Origin of the sequence: Stenotrophomonas sp. YAU14A_MKIMI4_1 (assembly GCF_003086855.1) — a bacterium.
In the GTDB taxonomy this organism is placed as follows: domain Bacteria; phylum Pseudomonadota; class Gammaproteobacteria; order Xanthomonadales; family Xanthomonadaceae; genus Stenotrophomonas.
On record NZ_CP025998.1, the window covers coordinates 713,438 to 737,384 of the forward strand.

16 protein-coding genes are annotated in these 23,947 nt (G+C 68.6%); 14 read left to right on the top strand and 2 right to left on the bottom strand.

Features of this window, described 5'->3' with window-relative positions:
• Window positions 1-9 precede the first annotated feature (9 nt).
• The 13 genes from gspD (at window position 10) to bcsZ (ending at window position 19,908) form a co-directional block, all read left to right on the top strand.
• Entirely contained in the window at window positions 10-2,214 is a 2,205-nt protein-coding gene (gene gspD, locus C1931_RS03115) for a type II secretion system secretin GspD (protein ID WP_108755379.1), read from the top strand.
• A 584-nt stretch (window positions 2,215-2,798) separates the two neighbouring features.
• Window positions 2,799-3,653, top strand: a complete 855-nt coding sequence (locus tag C1931_RS03120) for a glycosyltransferase (RefSeq protein WP_108755380.1) — start codon at window positions 2,799-2,801, stop codon at window positions 3,651-3,653.
• Window positions 3,650-4,489, top strand: coding sequence for a glycosyltransferase family 2 protein (locus C1931_RS03125; RefSeq protein WP_108755381.1), 840 nt, complete (start codon window positions 3,650-3,652; stop codon window positions 4,487-4,489). The genes C1931_RS03120 and C1931_RS03125 overlap by 4 nt, the downstream gene beginning before the upstream one ends.
• Before the next feature lie 71 nt (window positions 4,490-4,560).
• Entirely contained in the window at window positions 4,561-5,748 is a 1,188-nt protein-coding gene (gene pncB, locus C1931_RS03130; protein WP_108748482.1) for a nicotinate phosphoribosyltransferase, read from the top strand.
• Between the two features lie 201 nt (window positions 5,749-5,949).
• Entirely contained in the window at window positions 5,950-7,482 is a 1,533-nt protein-coding gene (locus tag C1931_RS03135; RefSeq protein WP_108755382.1) for a BcsE family c-di-GMP-binding protein, read from the top strand.
• Window positions 7,479-7,658: a cellulose biosynthesis protein BcsF gene (gene bcsF / locus C1931_RS03140; protein ID WP_108755383.1), complete on the top strand. Its 180-nt coding sequence runs from the start codon at window positions 7,479-7,481 to the stop codon at window positions 7,656-7,658. Before C1931_RS03135 ends, bcsF begins: the two co-directional genes overlap by 4 nt.
• Window positions 7,655-9,283, top strand: a complete 1,629-nt coding sequence (gene bcsG, locus C1931_RS03145) for a cellulose biosynthesis protein BcsG (protein WP_108755384.1) — start codon at window positions 7,655-7,657, stop codon at window positions 9,281-9,283. Before bcsF ends, bcsG begins: the two co-directional genes overlap by 4 nt.
• Entirely contained in the window at window positions 9,283-9,459 is a 177-nt protein-coding gene (gene bcsR / locus C1931_RS03150; protein WP_108748486.1) for a cellulose biosynthesis protein BcsR, read from the top strand. Before bcsG ends, bcsR begins: the two co-directional genes overlap by 1 nt.
• Window positions 9,456-10,214, top strand: a complete 759-nt coding sequence (gene bcsQ / locus C1931_RS03155) for a cellulose biosynthesis protein BcsQ (RefSeq protein ID WP_108755385.1) — start codon at window positions 9,456-9,458, stop codon at window positions 10,212-10,214. The genes bcsR and bcsQ overlap by 4 nt, the downstream gene beginning before the upstream one ends.
• Window positions 10,214-12,838, top strand: coding sequence for a UDP-forming cellulose synthase catalytic subunit (gene bcsA, locus C1931_RS03160; protein WP_108752144.1), 2,625 nt, complete (start codon window positions 10,214-10,216; stop codon window positions 12,836-12,838). Before bcsQ ends, bcsA begins: the two co-directional genes overlap by 1 nt.
• Window positions 12,835-15,210, top strand: a complete 2,376-nt coding sequence (bcsB, locus tag C1931_RS03165; protein WP_108755386.1) for a cellulose biosynthesis cyclic di-GMP-binding regulatory protein BcsB — start codon at window positions 12,835-12,837, stop codon at window positions 15,208-15,210. Before bcsA ends, bcsB begins: the two co-directional genes overlap by 4 nt.
• Window positions 15,210-18,791: a cellulose synthase complex outer membrane protein BcsC gene (bcsC, locus tag C1931_RS03170; RefSeq protein WP_108755387.1), complete on the top strand. Its 3,582-nt coding sequence runs from the start codon at window positions 15,210-15,212 to the stop codon at window positions 18,789-18,791. The genes bcsB and bcsC overlap by 1 nt, the downstream gene beginning before the upstream one ends.
• Complete coding sequence (gene bcsZ, locus C1931_RS03175) at window positions 18,775-19,908, top strand: cellulose synthase complex periplasmic endoglucanase BcsZ (RefSeq protein WP_108755388.1); 1,134 nt, start codon at window positions 18,775-18,777, stop codon at window positions 19,906-19,908. The genes bcsC and bcsZ overlap by 17 nt, the downstream gene beginning before the upstream one ends.
• 164 nt (window positions 19,909-20,072) lie before the next feature.
• Here the strand turns inward: bcsZ and C1931_RS03180 are convergent, their stop codons facing one another.
• Window positions 20,073-21,389 carry an NCS2 family permease gene (locus C1931_RS03180; RefSeq protein ID WP_108755389.1) on the bottom strand — a complete coding sequence of 439 codons (1,317 nt, stop codon included), beginning with the start codon at window positions 21,387-21,389 and terminating at the stop codon, window positions 20,073-20,075.
• A gap of 91 nt (window positions 21,390-21,480) precedes the next feature.
• Window positions 21,481-23,145 (bottom strand): energy-dependent translational throttle protein EttA, encoded by a 1,665-nt coding sequence (gene ettA / locus C1931_RS03185; protein ID WP_108748493.1) that lies wholly within the window; start codon window positions 23,143-23,145, stop codon window positions 21,481-21,483.
• 255 nt (window positions 23,146-23,400) lie between these two features.
• Here ettA and C1931_RS03190 point away from each other — a divergent pair, with 255 nt between their 5' ends.
• Window positions 23,401-23,880, top strand: a complete 480-nt coding sequence (locus C1931_RS03190; protein ID WP_108755390.1) for an RcnB family protein — start codon at window positions 23,401-23,403, stop codon at window positions 23,878-23,880.
• Window positions 23,881-23,947 lie beyond the last annotated feature (67 nt).

Below are 23,947 nucleotides of genomic sequence, written 5' to 3' on the forward strand. Positions count from 1 at the left end.
AGTGAATGCATGAACCTGCGTTTCCTTTCTTCCTCGTTCCTCCTTGCGCTGCTGGTCGGCTGCACCACGGTGTCCGGCCCGCACGTGCAGCGCAACGGCAACCCGCAACCCACGCCGCCGGCCGGCCAGGCCGCCGCCGATGCGCAGGTGGCCGAAGGTGATGGCCAGAGCGGCGCGCCGCAGGCGGTCATCCGTCGTGGGAGCGGCACCATGATCAACCGCGAGGCCGCGCGCGCACCGTCGCCGGCGCTGAATACCGCCAGCAGCGGCAGTGCCACCTTCAATTTCGAGGGCGAATCGGTACACGCGGTGGTCAAGGCCATCCTCGGCGACATGCTGGGCCAGAACTACGTGATCGCACCGGGCGTGCAGGGCACGGTCACCCTGGCCACGCCCAAGCCGGTGTCGCCGGCACAGGCACTGAACCTGCTGGAGATGGTGCTGGGCTGGAACAACGCGCGCATGGTCTACAGCGGCGGCCGTTACAACATCGTCGCCGCCGACCAGGCCCTGGCCGGCACCGTCGCGCCCAGTACCGCACCGGCCTCCAGCGCCCGTGGCTTCGAGGTGCGCGTGGTGCCGCTGCAGTTCATCTCCGCCAGCGAAATGAAGAAGGTGCTGGAGCCGTACGCGCGGCCCAACGCCATCGTCAATGTCGATACCGGGCGCAACGTGATCACCCTGGGCGGCACCCGTGCCGAACTGGAAAACTACCTGCACACCGTCGAGATCTTCGACGTGGACTGGCTGTCGGGCATGTCGGTGGGCGTGTTCCCGATCCAGTCGGGCAAGGCCGAACAGGTCGCTGCCGATCTGGAAAAAGTCTTCGGCGAAGACAGCAAGACCCCCAGCGCCGGCATGTTGCGTTTCCTGCCGCTGGAAAACGCCAACGCCGTGCTGGTCATCACCCCGCAGGCGCGCTACCTGGACCAGATCCAGCAGTGGCTGGACCGCATCGACACCGCCGGTGGCAGCGCCCGCCTGTTCTCCTACGAACTGCGCTACATCAAGGCGCGTGACCTGGCCCAGCGCCTGTCCGAAGCGTTTGCCAGCAGCAACAGCCGCAACAACCGCGGCAGTGCCACCACGCTGGCCCCGGGCGCGCAGCCGATGCAGCTGGACAGCACCGGCCAGACCGACACCCGCACCGACAGCAGCACGCTGGGCAGCACGGTTTCCAGCAGCAGCGGCATGGCCAGCACCATGAACCTGCCGCAGCGCCAAGAAGGCAACATCAGCGTCAGCCTGGACGTGGAAGGCGACACCGTTGGCGTGTCGGCGGTGGAAGAAACCAATGCGCTGCTGGTACGCGCCACCCCGCAGGCCTGGCGGTCGATCCGCGAAGTGATCGAGAAGCTGGACGTCATGCCGTTGCAGGTGCATATCGAAGCGCAGGTGGCCGAAGTCTCGCTGCAGGGCGAACTGAGCTACGGCGTGAACTGGTACTTCGAGAATGCCGTGCAGGGCCAGACCTTCCCCGGCGCCACCGGCGATGCCACCCTGCCCAGCGCCCTGGGCCGCAACGTGTGGGGCACCTTCGCCGGCGCGATCACCGGCAGCGAAGGGCTGGGCTGGACCTTCCTGGGCAAGAACGCCGCCGCGGTGGTCAGCGCACTGGACAAGGTCACCGACCTGCGCCTGCTGCAGACCCCGTCGATCTTCGTGCGCAACAATGCCGAAGCCACCTTGAACGTGGGCGACAAGGTGCCGATCAGCACGGTGTCGGTGAACACCGGCGTGGGCACCGACAACACCTACAGCCAGGTGCAGTACATCGACACCGGCGTGATCCTGAAGGTGCGCCCGCGGGTGACCCGCGATGGCACGGTGTTCATGGACATCGTGCAGGAAGTGAGCAGCGCCGGCGACGTGGCGGCCAACTGCGACCCGACCCGCACCCAGTGCAACCCGCGCATTTCCACCCGCAAGCTGTCCACCGAAGCGGCCATCCAGAGTGGCGACACCATCATGCTGGCCGGCCTGATCACCGATTCGGGCACTGATGAGCACAACGGTATTCCCGGCCTGAGCCGCATTCCGGTGGTGGGTGCGCTGTTTGGCAGCAAGACGCGCAACAGCCGCCGTTCGGAAGTGATCGTGCTGCTGACCCCGACGATCGTGCGCAACGGCCAGGAAGCGCGCGCGCTGACCGACGAATACAGCAGCCGCTTCCGCGCCATGGAGCCGATCGCCCCCGGCGCCCGCAAGAAGTAAGGCCGGCAGGGCTTGCAGCCCTGCACCTGCCTCAAGGCCACGGCAACGGCAAAAGCGGGCATTCCGTGGGGGGCGGGCCGGTGTCGGAGTGCGGGGACGCCGCAAGTACGTCCTTGTAGGCTTGGCAGCCGCATCCATGCGGCTGACACCCCGCCCTCCGACACCGCCCCACCTCTGACAGTTCTCCTCTGCTGTTGGTAGGTGTCGACCTTGGTCGACACATCTGTCAGATATCCAAAACCATCAGCGGTTGGTAGGTGTCGACCTGGGTCGACACATCTGTCAGATATCCAAAACCATCTGGGTCAGAGCCCGTTGCGCAGCAACGGGATCCGACCCCGAGCTGTTCCAACAGATCGCTGGAAACTGTCGAAGGCGGGGTGGGTCCGGTTGCGGGGGTGTCCGCGGCATGGATGCCGCGGCCAAGCCTACAGGGACGTACTTGCGGCGTCCCCCGCAACCGGACCCACCCCGCCAACCCACGGATCGCCCGCTGTTGCTGTTGCTCCGGCTCTTGCTTCTGCGGGTGCCGGGTGCAACCCGGCCAGTGCTACCCTTCGCCCAACGACAACCACGGAGGCGGGATGGGGGCGATCGTGTTGTTGCCGCTGGGCGTGGACGATGCCGTACTGGACCGCTGCCTGGCCGCGCTGGATGCCGGTACCGCACCCGGTACCGCCGTCTGGTTGGCCGACGATGCACAGGCCGGGCCGCGTGCGCAGGCCGTGGTTGAACACTGGCTGGCGCATACACCGCTGCAGGCCGAATACACCCGCCGCGCGCGACCGCTGGGCGAAGTGGCCCACCTGGATGAAATGCTGCGTGCCTGCGAAGGGCTGGATGTGGCCGTGCTCGCACCCGACTGCGTGCCAGCGCCCGGTTGGCTGCAACAGCTGCAGGCCTGCTTCGCCCGCGATGCCGCCATTGCCACCGCCACACCCTGGTGCAACGCCGGCGAAACCGCCGCCTGGCCGCGGCTGGGCGAGATCAATCCGGAGCCTGCTGACCCGGCCCTGCTGGCCCATACCTGCGCCGCCTTGCCCAGCCTGCACCCCGAACTGCCCTCGGCGGTGACCCATGCGGTGCTGGTGCGCGGTAACGCGCGCCGCCGCGCGGGTGGCCTGGACGTGGACAGTTACCTGGGCTGGAACGCCGCGCTGGTCGACCTGAGCCTGCGCATGGCCGGTCTGGGCTGGCGCAACGTGCTGTGCGAGAACGCCTTCGTCAGCCGCGCCGGCGAAGCCCCCAGCCGCGAAGGCGACCTGGAAGCGCTGGCCGCGCGCTGGCCCGGCTGGATGCCGCGGCTGGCCGATTTCCTGATGCACGACCCGCTGCACGGGTTGCGCCAGGATCTGCAACAGCAGCTGCAGCAGGCGATAATGCCGCGCGGGCAGGGCGACCTGTTCGCGCAGCCATCGCCGCCGGAGTCGCCCGCTTGAAGTCCGCCATCGCCGCCATCGTTGTGACCTACCAGAGCGGCAGCACCATCGATGCCTGCCTGTCGCGGCTGCGCCAGTCGCAGGATGTGGCCGAAATCCGCGTCATCGACAACGGCTCGCTGGACGACACGCTGGACATCATCCAGCGCCATGCCAGCCACGATGCGCGCGTGCGCTTCATCGGCAATCCGGACAACCCCGGCTTCGCTGCGGCCAACAACCAGGGCGTGGCCGATTCGCACAGCCCCTGGCTGGCCTTCATCAATCCGGACCTGATGGTCGAGCCCGATACCCTGGCCGCGCTGCGCGCGCACGCCGAAGGCCTGGGGGATGCGCTGCTGGGGGTGGAACAGGTGGACGAGCAGGGCCAGGCCGACGATGCCGTGCGCCGCCGCGATCCGGATTTCCTGGCCATGCTGCGCTCGCCGGGCCGTGGCGGCCGGCTGGCCATCCCGCGTGATCCGCAGCAGACGCTGCAGGTGGTGCCGGCCCTGTCCGGCGCGCTGCTGCTGATGCCGCGCGCCTTGTTCGACCGCATCGGCGGCTGGGATGCGGGGTACCGGCTGCATGCCGAAGACCTGGACCTGTGCCGCCGCGTGCGCGACGCCGGCGGGGTGGTGGCCATCGCCAACGATCTGCAGGTCACCCACGTGCGTGGGGTCTCCAGCCGCTCGCGGCCGTTCTTCGTGGAATGGCACAAGCATCGCGGCCTGTGGCGCTACTTCAGCAAGTTCGAGGCGAAGCAGCGCTCGTGGCCGGTGCGGGGGCTGGTGTGGGGCGCGATCTGGGCGCATGCGCTGCTTCTGGTCCCCCGATTGCTGCGCAAGGCGCTCTGACCGCCGGGGAGGGCCGGGTATTGGCCCGATTGCGGGAACGCGATTCACCTGATCGGGCGCATAATGGCGCCATGGCCATCATCCAGTCCCTGCTCGACACCGACCTGTACAAATTCACCATGATGCAGGCGGTGCTGCACCAGTACCCCAGCGCCCAGGTGCAGTACCGGTTCAAGTGCCGCAACCCCGGTATCGACCTGGCGCGCTACATCGAACAGATCGATGAGGAAATCGACCATCTGTGCAGCCTGCGCTTCACCGATGCCGAGCTGGACTACATGCGTGGCCTGCGCTTCGTGAAGCCGGACTTCGCCGATTTCCTCGGCCTGTTCCACCTGGACCGCAAATACATCCGCCTGCGTCCGTCGCAGACCGTGCCCGGCGAGATCGACCTGGACATCACCGGGCCGTGGCTGCACACCATCCTGTTTGAAGTGCCGCTGCTGGCGATCATCAACGAAGTCTGGTTCCGCAACACCACCACCGCCGATTTCGCCGAGGGCGAGCGCCGCCTGCAGGCCAAGGCCGCGCTGCTGCGCGATACCCCCGGTTTCGAACAGTGCCGCATTGCCGACTATGGCAGCCGCCGGCGTTATTCGCGCGACTGGCATGCACGCCTGCTGCCGCTGCTGCGCGATGCGCTGGGCCCGCAGCTGGTGGGCACCAGCAACGTGCATTTCGCCCGCCTGTACGGCATGACCCCGCACGGCACCATGGCCCACGAATACCTGCAGGCCTTCCAGGCACTGGGGCCGCGCCTGCGCGATTCGCAGGTGGCGGCGCTGGAGTCGTGGGCGCGCGAGTACCGCGGCGACCTGGGCATTGCACTGTCCGACGTGGTCGGGCTGGATGCCTTCCTGCGCGACTTCGACATGTACTTCTGCAAGCTGTTCGACGGCGTGCGCCATGATTCGGGCGACCCGTTCGACTGGGGCGACCGCATGCTGGCGCACTTCCAGCAGCGCCGCGTGGATGCCCGCAGCAAGGTACTGGTGTTCAGCGATGGCCTGGACATCACCAAGGTCATGCGCCTGTACGACTACTTCCGTGGCCGCTGCCAGGTGGCCTTCGGCGTGGGTACGCACCTGACCAACGATCTGGGCCCGACCCCGCTCAACATCGTCATCAAGATGGTCCGCTGCAACGGCCAGCCGGTGGCCAAGCTCAGCGATTCGCCGGGCAAGAGCATGTGCGACGACCCTGGCTACCTGGCTTACCTGCGCCAGGTGTTCGAGCTTCCCCCCGCAGAACCGGCGTAAGGCAACAGCGCGTGCCTTCGGGTGCGCGCGTCAGGTTGATGTGTTGACTGTGTGTTGATGCCGCAAGCGTGAAGATCGACGGTATCATGCCGTCCTTGCCACGCAATTGTGACGTGCGTCATCAATTGCACCGTTTCCGCTGCAGTTCTTTCCTGCCTGTTCGCCCATGAACCTACAGATCGTTGTCGAAAGGATGCCGGCATGACGCCGCCGCGGCTCGCCGTTGCGGACGTCGCGGCCGAGTTCGTGGAGATGCGCCCGGGCGGCGTGTACTGGGCCGTGGCCGCCGGCAGTGCGCCGGCCGATCTGCTCGGGGCGGGCACGCTGGCGGCCGCGACCGACCTGGACGAGGCGCTGCTGGTGACTCTGGGGCGCACCGTCGAACCCCTGCTGGCCTTGTTGCAGCCCGATCAGGGGCCGACACGCGTGCGCCTGTTCCAACGCTCACATCCGGGCATGCAGCAGGCCCTGCGCAGCCTGCCAGGCGATCTGCCGCGCGCCTCGTCGGCGGCTACCGCGCTCAGCATCGTGCAGTTCCCGGTGGCGGCGCTGGATGGCTGGGACGATGCGCGCCTGGCGCGCTGGTGCCAGCAACTGCAGCAGTGGGCGCAGCGCGCCGGCCAGGTGCTGCTGCTGTTGTGCCACGGCGAAGTGGCCACCCTGGCGCCGCGCCTGCTGCCGTTGAACCGCAGCTGCGCGGGCGTGGCCCAGTTGCACCCGCACCGGGGCGCACTGCAGCTGCTGCTGCACTACTGGGCCAACAGCCATGGCGTGGTGGCCCAGCGGGCATTCGCGGTGGAAGCGGTGGGCAACCAGTTGCAGCGGATCGCCGATGACCAGACCGACGCGCTCAGCGTGGCCGGCGATGGCGGCAGCGACTGTGATCTGTTCCTGGCCCAGGCCGATGTGCTGGAAGGCGCACCGCCGTTGTCGTCGGCGTGGAAGCTGTACGACGGCTGGGCGGGGTTGATGCCGGCCGCGCTGCGCGCCAACGAAGCCACCGTGGTGCTGGCCATCAATGAAAACGCGCAGGTGGATGCACTGGCGCGTCTGCTGCACCGCCTGCGCCGCGAGCGCGGCGATGCGCTGAAGCTGGTGGTGCGCGAGCTGCAGCCCTGCCTGCGCTATGCCGACGAACGCCTGCTGCTGCAGTGTGGCGGCAGCCTGGTGGTGCCGGCGCACACGCCGCTGCCGCGCCTGCTGACCCTGCTCGATGCCGTGCAGCGCCAGCGCTGGCAGGGGCAACTGGCCGATGACCCGGAACCGCTGATCCGCTCGCACCGGCCGCCGCCGATCAGTGGCCTGGTCAGCGTTGCCCGCTTCCGCCAGATTGCCGGCGAGCGCATCGATCTGGATGGCAGCGCCGTGGAAAGTGCGGTGCTGGCGCTGCAGCCGGTGGCCGGCCTGCGCGCCGAACAGACCCTGCAGCAGCTGCGCATCCGTCGCCAGGGCGACGTGGTCTGCGTGTACCGCGGCCAGGTGCGCCTGTTCCTGTTCGGCTGTCGCCGCGATGCCATCGAGCAGGCGCTGTCCAATCTGTTCCGACTGCCGTGGCGCGAACTGTTCGACGGCTACCAGCGCCTGGCCGAGTACGACCTGGCCTCGATGAATGCCACCGGCAGCGACCCCGAGACCGAACCGTTGCCGCCCCCTGACACCACGCCCGAGGCGGCGCCGGTGCAGGTGGCGACGTTTGCTGAACCGAAGCCACTGCGGCTGGGAGAGGATGCATGACCACCGACCAGCAGCTGTGGACGTTGATCGTTGCCTGCGCGGTACTGATGATTCCCTTTGGCGCCATGCTGGGCGCGCTCTGGCGCATGGCACGCCGCGGCGTGCAGCGCCTGCTGCCGCCGCGCCAGCTGCGCCGTGTGGGCGTGCGCCAGCGTGCACCGCGGAGGCCTGCATGAGCCCACAGCCGTTGCCCGCTTCGCCCTTCGCCTGGGCCGACCTGCGCGGTTGGAACCTGTATTTCCTGTCCAAGGTGGCGCTGGCTTGGATGGGCGCACTCAACCTGAAGCTGCTGCCCAACCTGCTGTTCCTGGCCGCGCTGCTGGTGCCGCTGCGCTGGCGCTGGGCGCGCATCGCGCGCACGGTGGTGGCGGTGCCGGTGGGCGTGGCCCTGTATTACCAGGACACCTGGTGGCCGCCGTTCCAGCGCCTGCTGGCGCAGCCGGGCGTGCTCGATTTTTCCGCTGACTACTGGCTGGAACTGGCGCAGCGTTTCATCAACTGGCAGATGGTGGCGGTGCTGTCGCTGCTGGTGGTGGGCTACGTGCTGCTGAAACCATGGCTGCGGGTGACCACGCTGAGCGTGCTGGGCATGCTCGGCATGGCCGTGCTGGCCCTGCCATTGCCGGCGGGCTGGGGTTGGGGGCAGGGGCAGGCCGTGGCGGCCACCGGCACCGGCGGCGCAGCCACGCGCGCGCTGGCACCGGCCAGCAACGATACGCTCAACGCCTGGCTGGCCAGCTTCTACCAGCAGCAGGCCACGCTGAAGACCACGTTCCCGGCGCCGGCCAGCGGTGCACCGTTCGACGTCATCATCCTCAACATCTGCTCGCTGGCCTGGAGCGATCTGGATGAAGTTGGCCTGCGCCAGAACAACCTGCTGGACCACATGGACGTGGTGTTCGACGATTTCAATTCGGCCACCGCCTACAGCGGCCCGGCGGCGATCCGCCTGCTGCGCGCCAGCTGCGGCCAGACCTCGCATACCGCGCTGTTCGACCCGGTGCCGGCCGAATGCCAGTTGTTCTCCAACCTGCAGCGGCTGGGCTTCCAGAGCGAACTGGCGATGAACCACGACGGCCACTTCGATGATTTCATCGGTGAACTGTCGCGCTACGGTGGCCTGCAGGCCAAGCCGATGGATATCAGCGGCTTCCCGCGCGCGCTGGTGGCGTTCGACAAGTCGCCGCTGCGCCGCGACGGCGACGTGCTGATGGGCTGGCTGAAACAGCGCCAGGCCGAATCCAGCCCGCAGGTGGCCCTGTTCTACAACACCATCTCGCTGCACGACGGCAACCGCATCGTCGGCGCCGATGGCCGTGCCGCCGCCGCCGATTACAAGGCGCGCGCGAACATGGTGCTGGGCGACATGGCCGGTTTCGTCGATGCGGTGGAAAAGAGCGGGCGCCGCGCGATGATCGTGGTCGTGCCCGAGCACGGCGCAGCCCTGCACGGCGATCGCATGCAGATTCCGGGCATGCGCGAGATTCCCAGCCCGTCCATCACCCATGTGCCGGTGGGGGTGAAGCTGGTCGGCATGGGCGCGCCGGCCGCCGGTGGTCCGCGCCACGTGCCCGAACCCAGCAGCTTCCTCGCCATTTCCGAACTGGTGTCGCGCGTGTACGCGTTGAATGCGCAGTCGCCGCCGGCCGATCGGGATTGGAACAGCCTGCTGCAGGGCCTGCCGCAGACCCCGTCGGTTTCGGAAAACGAAGGCGCCAAGGTCATCGATTACGACGGCAAGCCGTGGCTGCAGCTGCAGGGCAGCCAGACCTGGAGCCCCTACCCGGAGGACAAGCGCTGATGGCCGACATCCTGGCGGTGCCTGCCACCCTGTCGGTGGAAGAGGACGACATCGACCTGCTGCGCCGCAGCCTGGCGATGCCGGACATGCGGTACGTGGATTTTTCCGCGAACAACGAACGCGCCCAGGCACTGGCGCGCTGGCCGCTGCTGGCCGAGCTGGAGCGCCTGCCATGACGTTGACCCTGTCACTGCAGGGCGTGCGCGGCGGCACCGGGGTGACCACGGTGCTGGCGGCACTGGGCCAGGCCCTGCATGCGCAGGGCCAGCGTGTACTGCTGGTGGAAATGAGCCCGGACCAGATGCTGGGCCTGCACCTGGGCCTGGCCGCCGGCGAGCGCGTCGGCTGGGCCCGCGCCCAGCTGGACGGCGCCGACTGGCGCGCGGCGGCATTTGCCTGCGCGCCCGGGCTGGCCGTGCTGCCCTATGGCCAGGTCGATGCCAGCGAAGCCCTGCAGCTGGAGCACGCGTTGGCGGCAGCGCCGCAGACCTGGGCCGAGCGCCTGCCCACACTGTCGGCACAGTTCGACTGCGTGCTGTTTGATCTGCCGCAGCGCCTGCCCGCGCATGTGGCGGCCATCAATTCCCACGGTGGGTGCCGCCTGCCGTTGCGGCTGGCCTGCGTGGACCCGGCCAGCCACGTGCAGCTGCACCGCCAGCGCGAGGATGACCGGCGCCTGCTGGTGAACCGCTACGACCCGGCCGTGCAGGTGCAGCGCGACCTGATGCAGCTGTGGCTGCACAGCTATGGCGCCGGCCTGCTGCCGCAGCCGCTGCACGAGGATGCGCAGGTGCCGGCGGCGCTGGCCAGCAAGCAGCCGTTGGGCCAGCACGCAGCCGATTCGCTGGCCGCCGCCGATGTGCAGGGGCTGGCCCTGTGGTGCCTGGCGGAAGCGGCGCGCCTGCAACGGGCGGAGGCTGGCCGGCGATGATGAGCCAGCGGGTCTATTACCTGGACTGGGGGCGGCTGCGCCACCGCGTGCATGCGGCCTGGCCGACCCGCGCGGTGCTGTGGCTGCTGCAGGCCCTGGGCTGGGCGCTGCTGCGCCTGGAAGGACCCGCCTGGCAGGGCCTGGCACCGCGGCTGCGTGCCGCGTTCCCGCAGCTGCAGGGTGACCGCCGCTGGCGCCCGGGCGATCCGATCCGTCTGCTGGTGCAGGCGCTGTGGCTGTCGGTGGTGCGCCTGGTGCCGCGCCGATCGCTGCGCCGGCAGCGGCTGGCGCGCGCACGCCAGCAGCGCATCGCCGAACTGCGCGGCGCGGCCGGTCGCGGCCATGTGCGCTACCTGCGCACCATGCGCGATGCCCCCAAGGATGTGTGGAACAGCCGGTTCATGGCCTGGGCCGGCGAGCGCGTGCGCGCCCTGTCGCCGCGCGCGCGGCGCTGGGCGACGGCCGCCATCGGTGTTGCCACCCTGGGCCTGGCGCTGCTGTGCGTCACCCAGCCCTTCAGCTACCTGGCGCAGTTCGTGTTCGTGCTGCTGCTGTGGGCCATCGCCTTGCTGGTGCGGCGCATGCAGGGGCGCTACGCCACCCTGGTGCTGGTGGTGCTGTCGATCACCGTGTCCTGCCGTTACCTGTGGTGGCGCTACACCGCCACGTTGAACTGGAACAGCACCTTCGACCTGGTCTGTGGCCTGATCCTGCTGGCCGCCGAAACCTATTCCTGGCTGGTGCTGATGCTGGGCTACGTGCAGGTGGCCTGGCCCCTGCGACGGCGCCCGGCGCCGCTGCCGGCCGACGTGCGGCAGTGGCCCACCGTCGATGTGCTCATTCCCACCTACAACGAAGACCTGTCGCTGGTGCGGCATACGGTCTACGCCGCCATGGGCCTGGACTGGCCGGCCGACAAGCTGCGCATCCATATCCTGGACGACGGCAAGCGCGAGGAATTCCGCGCATTTGCCGAACAGACCGGGGTGAACTACATCACCCGCACCGACAATCGCCACGCCAAGGCCGGCAACCTGAACCATGCGCTGACCCTGATCGACGGTGAGCTGGTGGCCATCTTCGACTGCGACCACCTGCCGGTGCGTTCGTTCCTGCAGGTCACCTGCGGCTGGTTCGGTCGCGACCCGAAACTGGCGCTGGTGCAGACCCCGCACCACTTCTTCTCGGCCGACCCGTTCGAACGCAACCTGCAGGTGTTCCGCAGCGATCCCAACGAAGGCGAGCTGTTCTACGGCCTGGTGCAGGACGGCAACGACCTGTGGAACGCCGCCTTCTTCTGCGGCTCGTGCGCGGTCATCCGCCGCGAGGCGATCGATGCCATTGGCGGCTTCGCCACCGAAACCGTCACCGAAGATGCGCACACCGCGCTGCGGCTGCACCGCAATGGCTGGAACTCGGCCTACCTGCGCATTCCGCAGGCGGCGGGCCTGGCCACCGACAGCCTGGGCGCGCACGTGAACCAGCGCATCCGCTGGGCACGCGGCATGGTGCAGATCTTCCGCATCGACAATCCGCTGATCGGCAAGGGCCTGAGCCTGTTCCAGCGGTTCTGCTATGCCAACGCCATGCTGCACTTCCTGGCCGGCATTCCGCGCCTGGTGTTCCTGACCGCGCCGCTGGCGTTCCTGCTGCTGCACGTCTACATCATCTATGCGCCGGCACTGGCCATCCTGCTGTTCGTGGTGCCGCACATGGCCCATGCCAGCCTGACCAACGCGCGCATCCAGGGCAAATACCGCCGCCCGTTCTGGGGCGAGGTGTACGAGACCGTGCTGGCCTGGTACATCGCGCGGCCCACCACGGTGGCCTTGTTCAGCCCCGGCCGCGGCAAGTTCAACGTGACCGACAAGGGCGGCACCCAGGATGGTGACCGCTTCGACTGGCGCGTGGCACGGCCGTACCTGGTGCTGGCGCTGCTGAACGTGGCCGGCCTGTGCTTCGCGGTCTGGCGCTTCATGCACGGCCCGGCCGATGAGCGCGGCACGGTGATCGTCAGTTCGCTGTGGGTGCTGTACAACCTGCTGATCATCGGCGGTGCGCTGGCGGTGGCCGCCGAAGTGCAGCAGGTGCGGCGCACCCACCGCGTCACCACGCACCTGCCGATGGCCCTACAGGTACCCGATGGGCGCCGCCTGCGCGGCGTGCTGCAGGACTATTCCAACGACGGCGTGGGCGTGGAGCTGGGCAACGACCCCGGCCTGGCCGAAGGCGCGCGGGTACACGTGCTGCTGGGCCGTGGCCGCCGCGAGTTTGCGTTCCCCGCACGCGTGCAGCGCACCATGGGCCACCGCCTGGGCCTGCTGCTGCAGTTCGACAGCGAACGCCAGCGCGTGGAATTCGCCCAATGCACCTTCGCCCGTGCCGATGCCTGGCTTGACTGGCATGCCGGCTACCAGCCCAAGAGCCTGCCGCGCAGCCTGTGGAGCGTGCTGGTGCTGGGCTGGCGCGGTTACCGGCGGATGGGCGATTTCGCCCCGTTCGACCTCGACCGGCCCGTCCACTGGAGCCGGCGCCTGCTGCGCTGGATGGCCAGCTTCGCTCCGCAACGTCCGCTTCCCTCCCACCCGGCTGACCCAGCCGCTGACCCAGGGCTTCGTCCATGAGCATTTCCTCTCCTCTGCGCTGGCTGCTGCTGCCGCTGCTGGCCCTGCCGGTTGCTTCGGGCAACAGTGCCCCCGCGCCGGCCCGCCTGCCCGCGACCACCGGGTCCACGCCTGACACCGCACCGGCGCAGGTGGCCGTGCCCACTCCGGTGAATGCCGCCGTGGTGCCCGCGCCGCGGCCGGAACCGGCGCAGGCCGAAACCTGGGCGGGCAGCGCCTGGCCGTGGCAGCGCGAAAGCACGTTTGCCGAGCTGGGCCGCCGCCAGGATGTGCTGCTGTCGGGCGTGCGCAACACCACCACACTGGAATTCCAGGTGCGCCGCGATCGCCTGGCACGCGAAGCCGAGCTGGACCTGAGCTTCACCCCGTCGCCGTCGCTGCTGCCGACGCTGTCGCACCTGCGGGTGTATCTGAATGACGCGATGATGGGCGTGGTGCCGATCAGCAACGACCAGCTGGGGCGCCCGGTGCAGGCCAAGCTGCCGCTGGACGCGCGGCTGATCGCCGATTTCAACCAGGTGCGGCTGGAGTTCGTCGGCCACTACACCGATATCTGCGAAGAGCCCACGCACAGCTCGCTGTGGGTGAATGTATCGAGCAACAGCACGCTGCGCCTGGGCGGCCAGCCGCTGGCCATGCAGGACGACCTGGCCAACTTCCCGCTGCCGTTCTTCGACCCGCGCGACACCGCGCGGCTGGAACTGCCGGTGGTCTACGGCACCGCGCCGACCCTGGCGCAGCAGCGTGCCGGCGCCATCATGGCGTCCTACTTCGGCAGCCTGGCCGGCTGGTGGCGGCAGGCGCGCTTCCCGGTCAGCTTCGGTGCGCTGCCGGACAAGGGCCATGCCGTGGTGCTGGCAGTGAACGGCAAGTTCCCGCCGGTGATCGCCAACCACGCGCCGGTGCAGGGGCCGGTGGTGGAACTGATGGCGCTGCCGGACGATCCGCAGCGCAAGCTGCTGCTGGTGCTGGGCCGCAACGACGAGGATCTGCAGAAGGCCGTGGCGGCGATGGCGGCGGGCAACGTGCTGTTCCGCGGCAAGCGGGTGGCGATCGACCAGATCAAGCCACTGGCCCCGCGCAAGCCGTACGACGCGCCCAACTGGGTGCGCACCGACCGTGCCGTGCGCCTGGGTGAACTGCTGGATTACCCGCAGCAGCTGCATGCCAACGGCGTGGCTCCGCAGCCGATCACGGTCAACCTCAACCTGCCGCCGGATCTGTTCATCTGGCGCAACCAGGGCATTCCGCTGAACCTGCGCTACCGCTACACGCCGCCGTTCGGCAGCGACGAATCGCGGTTGGGCGTGGCCATCAACGATCAGTTCATTTCCAGCTTCCCGCTGGTGCGCCGCAACGGCAAGCAGGGCCTGGAAGAAATCCGCCTGCCGGTACTGGCCGGTGACGCCGGTGCCGACGCGGGGCGTCTGCTGATTCCGTCGTTGAAGCTGGGCGACCGCAACCAGCTGCGCTTCGATTTCAACTTCGCCAGCGTGATGGGCAGCGCCCAGCGTGACCATTGCCAGACCGTGCTGCCGCCGAACCTGCAGGCGGCGATTGAAGAAGATTCGACCATCGATTTCTCCGGCTTCCACCACTACATGGGCCTGCCGGACCTGTCCGCGTTCGCACTCAGCGGTTTCCCGTTCACCCGCATGGCCGATCTGTCTGAAACGGTGGTGCTGGTGCCGGCGCAGACCAGCGAAGCGCAGGCGACCCTGCTGCTGAACCTGGTGGGCGGGCTGGGCGTGCAGACCGGTTACCCCGCCTACGGGCTGCGCCTGTCCAACGATTGGAAGCAGGCCAGCACGTTGGATGCGGACCTGTTGATGCTGGGCGCACTGCCCGATGAGCTGCGCGGCAGCGACCAGCTTTCGCTGCTGATCGACGCCCAGCGCACGCGCCTGTTGAACGGCCAGTCGCCGTCGCCGCAGCAGGCGATGGAACAGGCCCGCCGTGGCAGCCGCCAGGGCGACCCGGCGGTGACCGAAGTGGCGGTGACCGCCGATGCACCGTTCGCCGCCATCGTCGGCCTGCAGTCGCCCCACCACGCGCAGCGCAGCATCGTCTCGCTGGCGGCCAGTGGCGCGGCCGACTACGGCCTGCTGGACGAGGCGCTCAGTGACACCGGCAAGCGCCAGGCCATCGCCGGTTCGGTGGCGATCCTGCGCACCTCCGGCATCCACAGCCAGTTCGTGGGCGAGCACTACTACGTCGGCTCGCTGCCGTGGTGGTTGCTGCTCTGGTACCACCTGGCCGACCACCCGGCGTTGCTGGCGGTGCTGGCCACGGTGGTGGTGCTGATGGTCGCCTTCCTGCTGTGGCGCACGCTGCGCTGGGTGGCTGCCAAGCGGTTGGGCCCGGACCACTGATGGCACGGGCGCGGCATCCGCTGGTCGCCGCCTCCGGCCTGGTCCTGCTGGGCCTGGCCGGGGTTGGCGCGTGCCAGGCGCAGGCGCTGCCGGCCACGCCGGGCGGCACGGTGGCCGAGCAGCGGCAATGGCTGTTGGAACAGGTGCGCATCGGCGAAGCCAGCGGCCGCCAGGGCCTGATCGAAGATGCACTGGCGCGGCTGCGCATGCTGGCCCCGGATGACCGCAGCACGCTGTTGGCGATCCTGGAAGTGCAGCTGTCGCAGCAGAAGATGGCCGACGCCGATGCCACCCTGCAGCGCCTGCGCCAGCTGGGGGCGGGCAGCCGCGAACTGGTCGCCGGCGAGCGCCTGTGGCGGGCCTACCGCGGCGATCTGCAGCAGGACCTGCAGCAGGCGCGGTTGTTCGCCGCCGGTGGCCGCAGCGACGAAGCACTGGTGATCTATCGCCGCCTGTTCAATGACGATCCGCCCGGGCTGCAGTTGGGCCTGGAGTACTGGCGCCTGCGTGGCGCGCAGGCCGATGGCCGCGCGCTGGCGATCCGCGAGCTGAGCGCGCTGGATCGCAGTTACCCCGGCAACACCGCGCTGCTGCAGACGTTGTCGCAGCTGTTGTTCGCCGCCGGCCGCGATGCCGAAGCGCTGGCCGCGCTCGAGCGCATGGGGCGCAACCCCGAAGCGCGCACGCTGGCCGCCGATGCCGAATGGGACTTCCTGCAGGACCAGCCGGCCGATGATGCCAACGTACGCCGGCTGCAGGCCTTCATCACCCGCAATCCGAATTTCAATGACATCGCGCTGGTGCGCGAGCGCTATGCCGACCAGCACAAGCGGGTGAGCGACCCGGCCTGGCGTGCCGGCCTGCGCGGCCAGCAGTTGCTGGATCGCGAGCGCAATGCCGAGGCCGAGCGGGCCTTCCTGCAGGCCTTGCGTGGCTATCCGCGCGAAGCCGATTTCCTGGGCGGCCTGGGCATGGCGGTAATGCGGCAGGGGCGCCGCGAACAGGCTATCAGCTATTTCCAGCGTGCGGTGCAGGCCACGCCGGCCGGTGACAGCACCGACAAGTGGACCGACCTGCTGGCCAGTACGCGTTACTGGCTGCTGCTGGACCAGGCCGAAGCGGCACTGGCCAGTGGCAACGTGGACCAGGCGCAGGCGCTGTACGAGCGTGCGCGCCGCCAGCAACCCGGTGAGATCAATGCACAGCTGGGGCTGGTGGACGTGGCCGTGGCCCGTGGCGACGACGCCGGCGCCGAACGCCTGCTGCTGGCCGCGCAGCGCCGCGCCCCGCGCGATGCCAATGTGATCCGCAAGCTGGTGCAGTTGTACGGGCGCACCGATCCGCAGCGGCTGGAAAGCTTCATTCATTCGCTGCCGGCCGCGCAGCAGAAGCTGTATGCCGAAGATCTGCGGCAACTGCAGATCAGCCGGCTGCGCGAGCGCCGCGAACAGGCGCTGGCCGCCGGCGATGCCGTCACTGCAATAAGCCTGGGCCAGCAGTTGCGCCAGGAACTGCCCGGCGATGCGTGGCTGGCCTATGCATTGGGCAATGAACTGCGCAGCGCCGGTCGCGACGACGACGCCGATGCGGTGGTGGCCGACATGGCCGCGCGCAATGACAGCAGCGAAGCGCGCTATGCGCAGGCCTTGTACCTGTCCGGCAGCGACCGCCTGCCGCAGGCGCTGGCGGTGCTGGACAGCGTGCCGCGCGAGCGCTGGGACGATGACATGCATGCGCTGTCGCAGCGCCTGCAGCGGCAGCAACTGGTGGAACACCTGTGGGAGCTGCGCGCGCAGGGCCGCGAGCCGGAAGCCATCGCATTGCTGCAGCAGCAACCCCCCAGCGCCGACAACGACCTGCTGCTGGCCGAATGGGCGCGCCTGCGCGGCGATGCGGCACAGGCACTGCATTACTACCAGCAGGTGCTGGCCGCGCAACCGGACAACGTGGATGCCCAGTTGGGCCAGGTGCAGGCGTGGATCGCGCAGGGCGATCTGCCGCGTGCGCGCCAGCAGATGCACGACGCGCCGCCGCAGGTGGCCGACGATGCACTGGGCCAGCAGCGGCAGTTGGCCGGCATCTGGACCGACCTGCATGAAAATGCGCGCGCGCTGCAGATCCTGCGCGGGCTGCTGGCGCGCAAGACCGAAGCCGATGCGCAGTCCTGGCGCGATGCGGCGCGGCTGGTGCGCGCCGATGATCCCGAGCAGGCGCTGGACATGTACGCCCAGGCGATGGCCGACAACGGCCTGCTGGCCCCGGCGCAGGCCGCGCCGCGCGACAACCGCGCGCTCACCCTGGCCAGCCGCCAGACCGAGGGCGATGATTGGCTGCGCAGCAGCCTGCGCAGCGATGTGGACACGCTGTACCAGCAGCAGAACCCGACGCTGACAGTGATGCAGGATTCCGGCCGCCGCAGCGACGGCACGCCGGGCCTGTCACGGCTCTCGCGTGACACCCGCATCGCCCATCTGGATGCACCGTTTGCCGGTGGCCTGGGTTGGGCGCGCATCGAGCAGGTGCACTTCGATGCGGGCCGGTTCCAGACTGGCGACGATGGCACCTTCGACGAAGATTTCGGCAGTTGCGATCTGGATCTGCTGCAGGCCGATGGCACGGCGCTGCGCGCGCCAAGTTGCAGCCGCTACGTGCACCAGCGGCGCAATTCCGGTGCCGGTTTCGCGGTGGGCTGGCGCACGCTGGACGACCGCTGGAACATCGACCTGGGCCACACCCCGTCCAACTACGTGGTGGGCAACTGGTTGGGTGGAGTCACCTTGAACGGTGACCTGGGCCGGCTGGGCTGGGGCGCCACGGTGTCGCGCCGGCCGATGACCAATTCACTGCTGTCCCAGGCCGGCGCGGTGGATCCGCGCAGTGGCATTGCCTGGGGCGGGGTCACCGCCAATGGCGTGACCTTCAGCCTGGGCTACGACGAAGGTGGCCGCAACGGCATCTGGTCGAACTGGAGCTGGCACCGCCTGACCGGCCGCAACGTGGAAGACAACACCCGCGCGCGGGCGATGGCCGGGTGGTACCACAAGCTGATCCAGCGGCCGGACATGCGCCTGGACGTGGGCACCACGGCCATGTATTGGCGTTACCAGAAAGACCTGGGCGGTTATTCGCTGGGGCAGGGCGGTTACTACAGCCCGCAGCGCTACGCCTCGCTCAGCCTGCCCGCCAGCTTCGCCTGGCGCAGCGACAACTGGTCGCTGCGCGTAGATGCGTCCTTCAGCGTGTCCAGTGCGCGCACCGCGTCCATCAGCCGCTATCCCGACCAGGCCCTGATCGAGCGGGTGATCGCCCAGCTGGAGCCGCAGTACGGCCCGCTCACGCTCGACCCGGATGGCCTGTACACCAGCAGTGGTCGCAGCAGCGGTACCGGCTCGCGCCTGTACGCGGCGGTGGAACGGCGCCTGGGCGACCACTTCGTACTGGGCGCGGCCGGTACGCTGCAGCGCAGCCGCGATTTCTCGCCGAACACCTTCCAGCTCTATCTGCGCTATACGCTGGAGCCGTGGCAGGGCAACCTGCCGTTGCCGGTGTCCCCGCTGGTGCCCTATGGCGAATTCCGCTGATCCGCAGCGCCGCCGCCTGCTGCAGGTGGCCGCGACCCTGCCGCTGCTCGCCCACGTGGGCGCGCAGGCACAGACCGCGCCGCGCTGGCCGGCCTGGCAGGTGCTGCAGGCCAGCAGCCTGAGCCGCGACGGGCGCATGATCGACCGCAGCCAGGACGACCAGCGCACCACGTCCGAAGGGCAGTCCTATGCACTGTTCTTTGCCCTGGTGGACAACGACCAGGCCTTGTTCGACCGGGTGCTGGGCTGGACCCAGGACAACCTGGCCGGCGGTGACATGGGCGCGCGCCTGCCGGCCTGGCTGTGGGGGCGCGATGGCAAGGGCGGCTGGCGCGTGCTGGACGACAACCCCGCGTCCGATTCCGATCTGTGGCTGGCCTACGCGCTGCTGGAAGGGGCGCGGCTGTGGCGGCGTCCGGCGTTGCAGGTGATCGGCGCCGGCATGCTGGCGCAGGTGCGTGCGCGCGAAATCGTCGAACTGGACGGGCTGGGGCCGATGCTGCTGCCGGGCCCGCAGGGGTTCATCGAAGACGATGCCACGCGGGTCAATCCCAGCTATCTGCCGTTGCCGCTGCTGCGGCGCTTCGCCGCCGTGGACACGCAGGGCCCGTGGCAGGCGCTCGCCCGCAACACGGTGGCCTTGCTGCAGCAGACCAGCCCGCACGGCTTTGCGCCGGATTGGGCGGCCTGGCGCAAGGGCGCGTTCGTGGTGGACCCGGTGAAGGGCGCGGTGGGCGGCTACGATGCCATCCGCTGTTACACCTGGGCAGGCATGACCGCGGCGCGCGACCCGCTGTTCCGGCCGCAGCTGCAGGCGCTGTCTGGCCCGCTGCAGCGCCTGCGCAGCGGCGGCGCAATGTGGGAAAAGGTGGATACCCGCAGTGGGCAAGGGCAGGGCGCAGGCAACTACGGATTCCGTGCCGCGCTGCTGCCGTATCTGCAGGCGCAGGGCGAAACGCAGCAGGTGCAGGCGTTGATGGCCAGCCTGCCAACGGCGGAACAGCAACGCAGCGCCGAGCCTGCCTATTACACGCAGATGCTTACCCTGTTCGGCCGCGGCTGGATGGAAGGGCGCTGGCGCTTCGCCGCCGACGGCCGCATGCAGCCGCGTTGGTAGTGGTTCAAACGCGGGGTCAGAGCCCTTTGCGCTGCAAAGGGATCTGACCCCAGCCGCAACCGACGGGGTCGGATCCCGTTGCGCAGCAACGGGCTCTGACCCCAACTACAGCCGACGGGGTCGGATCCCGCTGCGCAGCAACGGGCTCTGACCCCATTCAACGGTCATTCCAACGCGTAGCGCAGCACGAACAGCACCGCCACCAGCCACACCGCCGGGTGCACCTCGCGCCAGCGCCCGGTACCGGCCTTCAGCGCGGCATAGGCAATGAAACCAAAGGCCAGGCCATTGGCGATGGAGTAGGTAAACGGCATGGCCAGCGCACACAACGCCGCCGGCACCGATTCGGTCAGATCGCTCCAGTCCACTTCCACCAGCTCGCGCAGCATCAGCCCGGCCACGAACAGCAGGGCGGGTGCGGTGGCATAGCCGGGTACCATCGCCGCCAACGGCGAGAACAGCAGCGCGGCCAGGAACAGCGCCGACACCACCAGCGCGGTCAGGCCGGTGCGGCCGCCCACCTGCACGCCTGAGGCGCTTTCGGCGAAGGCGGTGGTGCTGCTGGTGCCCAGCAGCGAGCCCGCCACGATTGCCGTGCTGTCGGCCAGCAACGCGCGGCCGAAGCGCTTCTGCGCGCCCGGCAGCTTCAGCAGGCCCGCACGCCCGACCACGCCGTACAGCGTGCCGGTGGCATCGAACACTTCCACCAGCACGAACACCAGCACCACCTGCAGCAGCACCGCGATCGGGGCGCCGCCGTCATGGTGCAGCAGGCCGGGAAGATCCAGCTGCAGGAAGGTGGGGGCCAGGCTGGGCGGCAAAGACACCAGCCCCTTGAACTGCACATCGCCCAGCGCCCACGCCACGGCGGTCACCGCCAGGATGCCGATCAGGATCGCACCGCGCACGCGGCGTGCTTCCAGGATCGCAATCAACAGGAAGCCGCCCAGGGCCAGCAACGGCGGCGCGGTGTTCAGCGGGCCCAGTGCCACCAGGGTGTCTTCGTTGGCAATGATCACGCCCGATTTCTGCAGCGCGATGATCGCCAGGAACAGACCGATGCCGGCCACGATGGCCGAGCGCAGCGACGACGGAATGCCGGCCACCAGCCAAGCGCGCACGCCGGTCAGCGACAACACCAGGAACACCAGCCCGGAAATGAACACCGCTGCCAGCGCCTGCTGCCACGGCAGGCCGGCGGCACCGACCACGGTGAAGGCAAAGAACGCGTTCAGGCCCATGCCCGGCGCCATGCCCACCGGGAAGTTGGCGGCCAGCGCCATCACTGCCGAACCCAGCGCCGCCGCCAGGCAGGTGGCAACGAACACCGCGCCGGCATCCATGCCCGTGGTTCCCAGGATTTCCGGGTTGACGAAGACGATGTAGGACATCGTCAGGAAGGTGGTGACACCGGCCAGCAGCTCGGTGCGCACGGTGGTGCCGTGCTGCTGCAGCTGGAACAGGCGTTCGAACAGGGACATGGGGGTTCTCACAACAATTGGGTGTCACCACCAACGGTGGTGACCTACCAGAATGCAGAAAGGCCGCGCGAGCGCGGCCTTTCCGGTTGCCTTACTTCAGCGCCTTGAAGCGCAGGCGCTTGGGCGCGGCGTCGTCGCCCATGCGGCGGCGCTTGTCTTCTTCATACTCGCGGTAGTTGCCCTGGAAGAACTCCACGTGCGAATCGCCTTCGAACGCCAGGATGTGCGTGGCGATGCGATCCAGGAACCAGCGGTCATGCGAAATGACGAAGGTGTTGCCCGGGAATTCCAGCAGCGCATCTTCCAGCGCACGCAGGGTTTCGATGTCCAGGTCGTTGGACGGTTCGTCGAGCAGCAGCACGTTGCCACCCTGCAGCAGGGTCTTGGCCATGTGCAGGCGGCCACGCTCACCACCGGACAGCGAACCGACCATCTTCTGCTGGTCCTGGCCCTTGAAGTTGAAGCGGCCGATGTAGGCGCGCGACTGGATCTCGATGCCGTTGATGTTGAGGATGTCCAGGCCGCCAGCGATTTCCTGGAAGACGTTGTGGTTGCCTTCCAGCGCGTCGCGGCTCTGGTCCACGTAGGACAGCTTCACGGTCGGGCCGACCACGATCTCGCCCGAATCCGGCTTTTCCTGGCCGGTGATCATCTTGAACAGGGTCGACTTACCGGCACCGTTGGGGCCGATGATGCCGACGATGGCGCCGGCCGGCACCAGGAAGCTCAGGTCGTCGAACAGCAGGCGGTCGCCGAACTTCTTGGAGACGTTCTTGAACTCCATCACCGCATTGCCCAGGCGCTCGCCCGGCGGGATGAAGATTTCATTGGTCTCGTTGCGCTTCTGGTAATCGACCGACTGCAGCTCTTCCAGGCGGGCCAGACGGGCCTTGCCCTTGGTGCGGCCGCCCTTGGCATTCTGGCGCGACCACTCCAGTTCCTTCTGGATCGCCTTCTGGCGAGCCTTTTCCTGGTTGTCTTCCTGCTTCAGGCGCTCATCCTTCTGGGTCAGCCAGTCGGTGTAGTTGCCCTTCCACGGAATGCCGCGGCCGCGGTCCAGTTCCAGGATCCACTCGGCGGCGTTGTCCAGGAAGTAGCGATCATGGGTGACGGCCACCACGGTGCCGGTGTAGCGCGCCAGGAACTGTTCCAGCCATTCCACCGACTCGGCGTCCAGGTGGTTGGTCGGTTCGTCGAGCAGCAGCATGTCCGGCTTCTGCAGCAGCAGGCGGCACAGCGCCACGCGGCGCTTTTCACCACCGGACAGCTTGCCCACGATGGCATCCCACGGCGGCAGGCGCAGCGCATCGGCGGCCACGTCCAGCTGGTTTTCCAGGGTGTGCGCGTCGCCGGCGGCCAGGATCGCCTCCAGGCGCTCCTGTTCCTTGGCCAATGCGTCGAAGTCGGCGCCTTCCTCGGCGTAGGCGGCGTACACCGCTTCCAGCGCGGCCTGGGCCTGCAGCACTTCGCCCACGCCTTCCTCCACCGCTTCACGCACGGTCTTGGTCGGGTCCAGTTCCGGTTCCTGCGCCAGGTAGCCGACCTTGATGCCCGGCTGCGGGCGGGCTTCGCCCTCGAAATCGGTGTCCACGCCGGCCATGATCTTCAGCACGGTGGACTTGCCGGCGCCGTTCAGGCCCAGCAGGCCGATCTTCGCGCCCGGGAAGAAGGACAGCGAGATGTCCTTGATGATCTGCCGCTTGGGCGGGACCACCTTGGACACGCGGTTCATGGTGTAGATGTATTGCGAGGACATGAGGTCTCCGTAGGGGCGCGGCCCTGCACCCGTCCGTCAGCGGGAAGATCCCGGACGACAGCGGGCACAGACTGAAATGGAATACCGCCAATTATAGCCGGAACCGCCTGTTCCCCGCGCCGCCCTTGGCCCCCGGGGCTGGCCGCTGCCTGAATACTGCGTCACATCCTGCGAATCGGAACCGTTTCCAGCCAATATCGGTTCAGACGCAATGCGCAAGATTGGCCTCACCACCCACCCGAGCAGAGGTTTCTCATGCGCATCAACCGAATCATGGCCGGAGCCGTGGCCTCTGTTCTGGCCCTTGGCGCGGTCGCCCCGGCGTTTGCCGACAACGACCACCGTGACAGCCGCGAGTGGCGCGAAGACCGCCGCGACGACCGTCGCGAGTACCGCCGCGACGTCCGCGAGGCCCGTCGCGACTACGAACGTGATCGCCGCGATGCCCGCCGCGACTGGAACCGCGACCACGACCGCCGCTATTACCACCCGGCGCCGCCGCCGCGCGTGGTCTACCGCCCCGGCTATGGCCCGGGCCCGGGCTACGGTTGGCAGCGTGGGCACCGCTACCGCGATTACTACCGTGGCCCGATCTACGTGGTGAACGATTACCCGCGTTACCACCTGCGTCGCCCGCCGTACGGCCACCACTGGATCCGCGACGACCGCGGCAACATGCTGCTGGTGGCCGTGGCCACCGGCATCATCGCCGACTACATCATCAACAACCGCTGATGCAGCAACGGGGTCGGAGCCCTTCCCTGCGGGAAGGAGTCCGACCCCACCAGCCAGGGGTCGGATC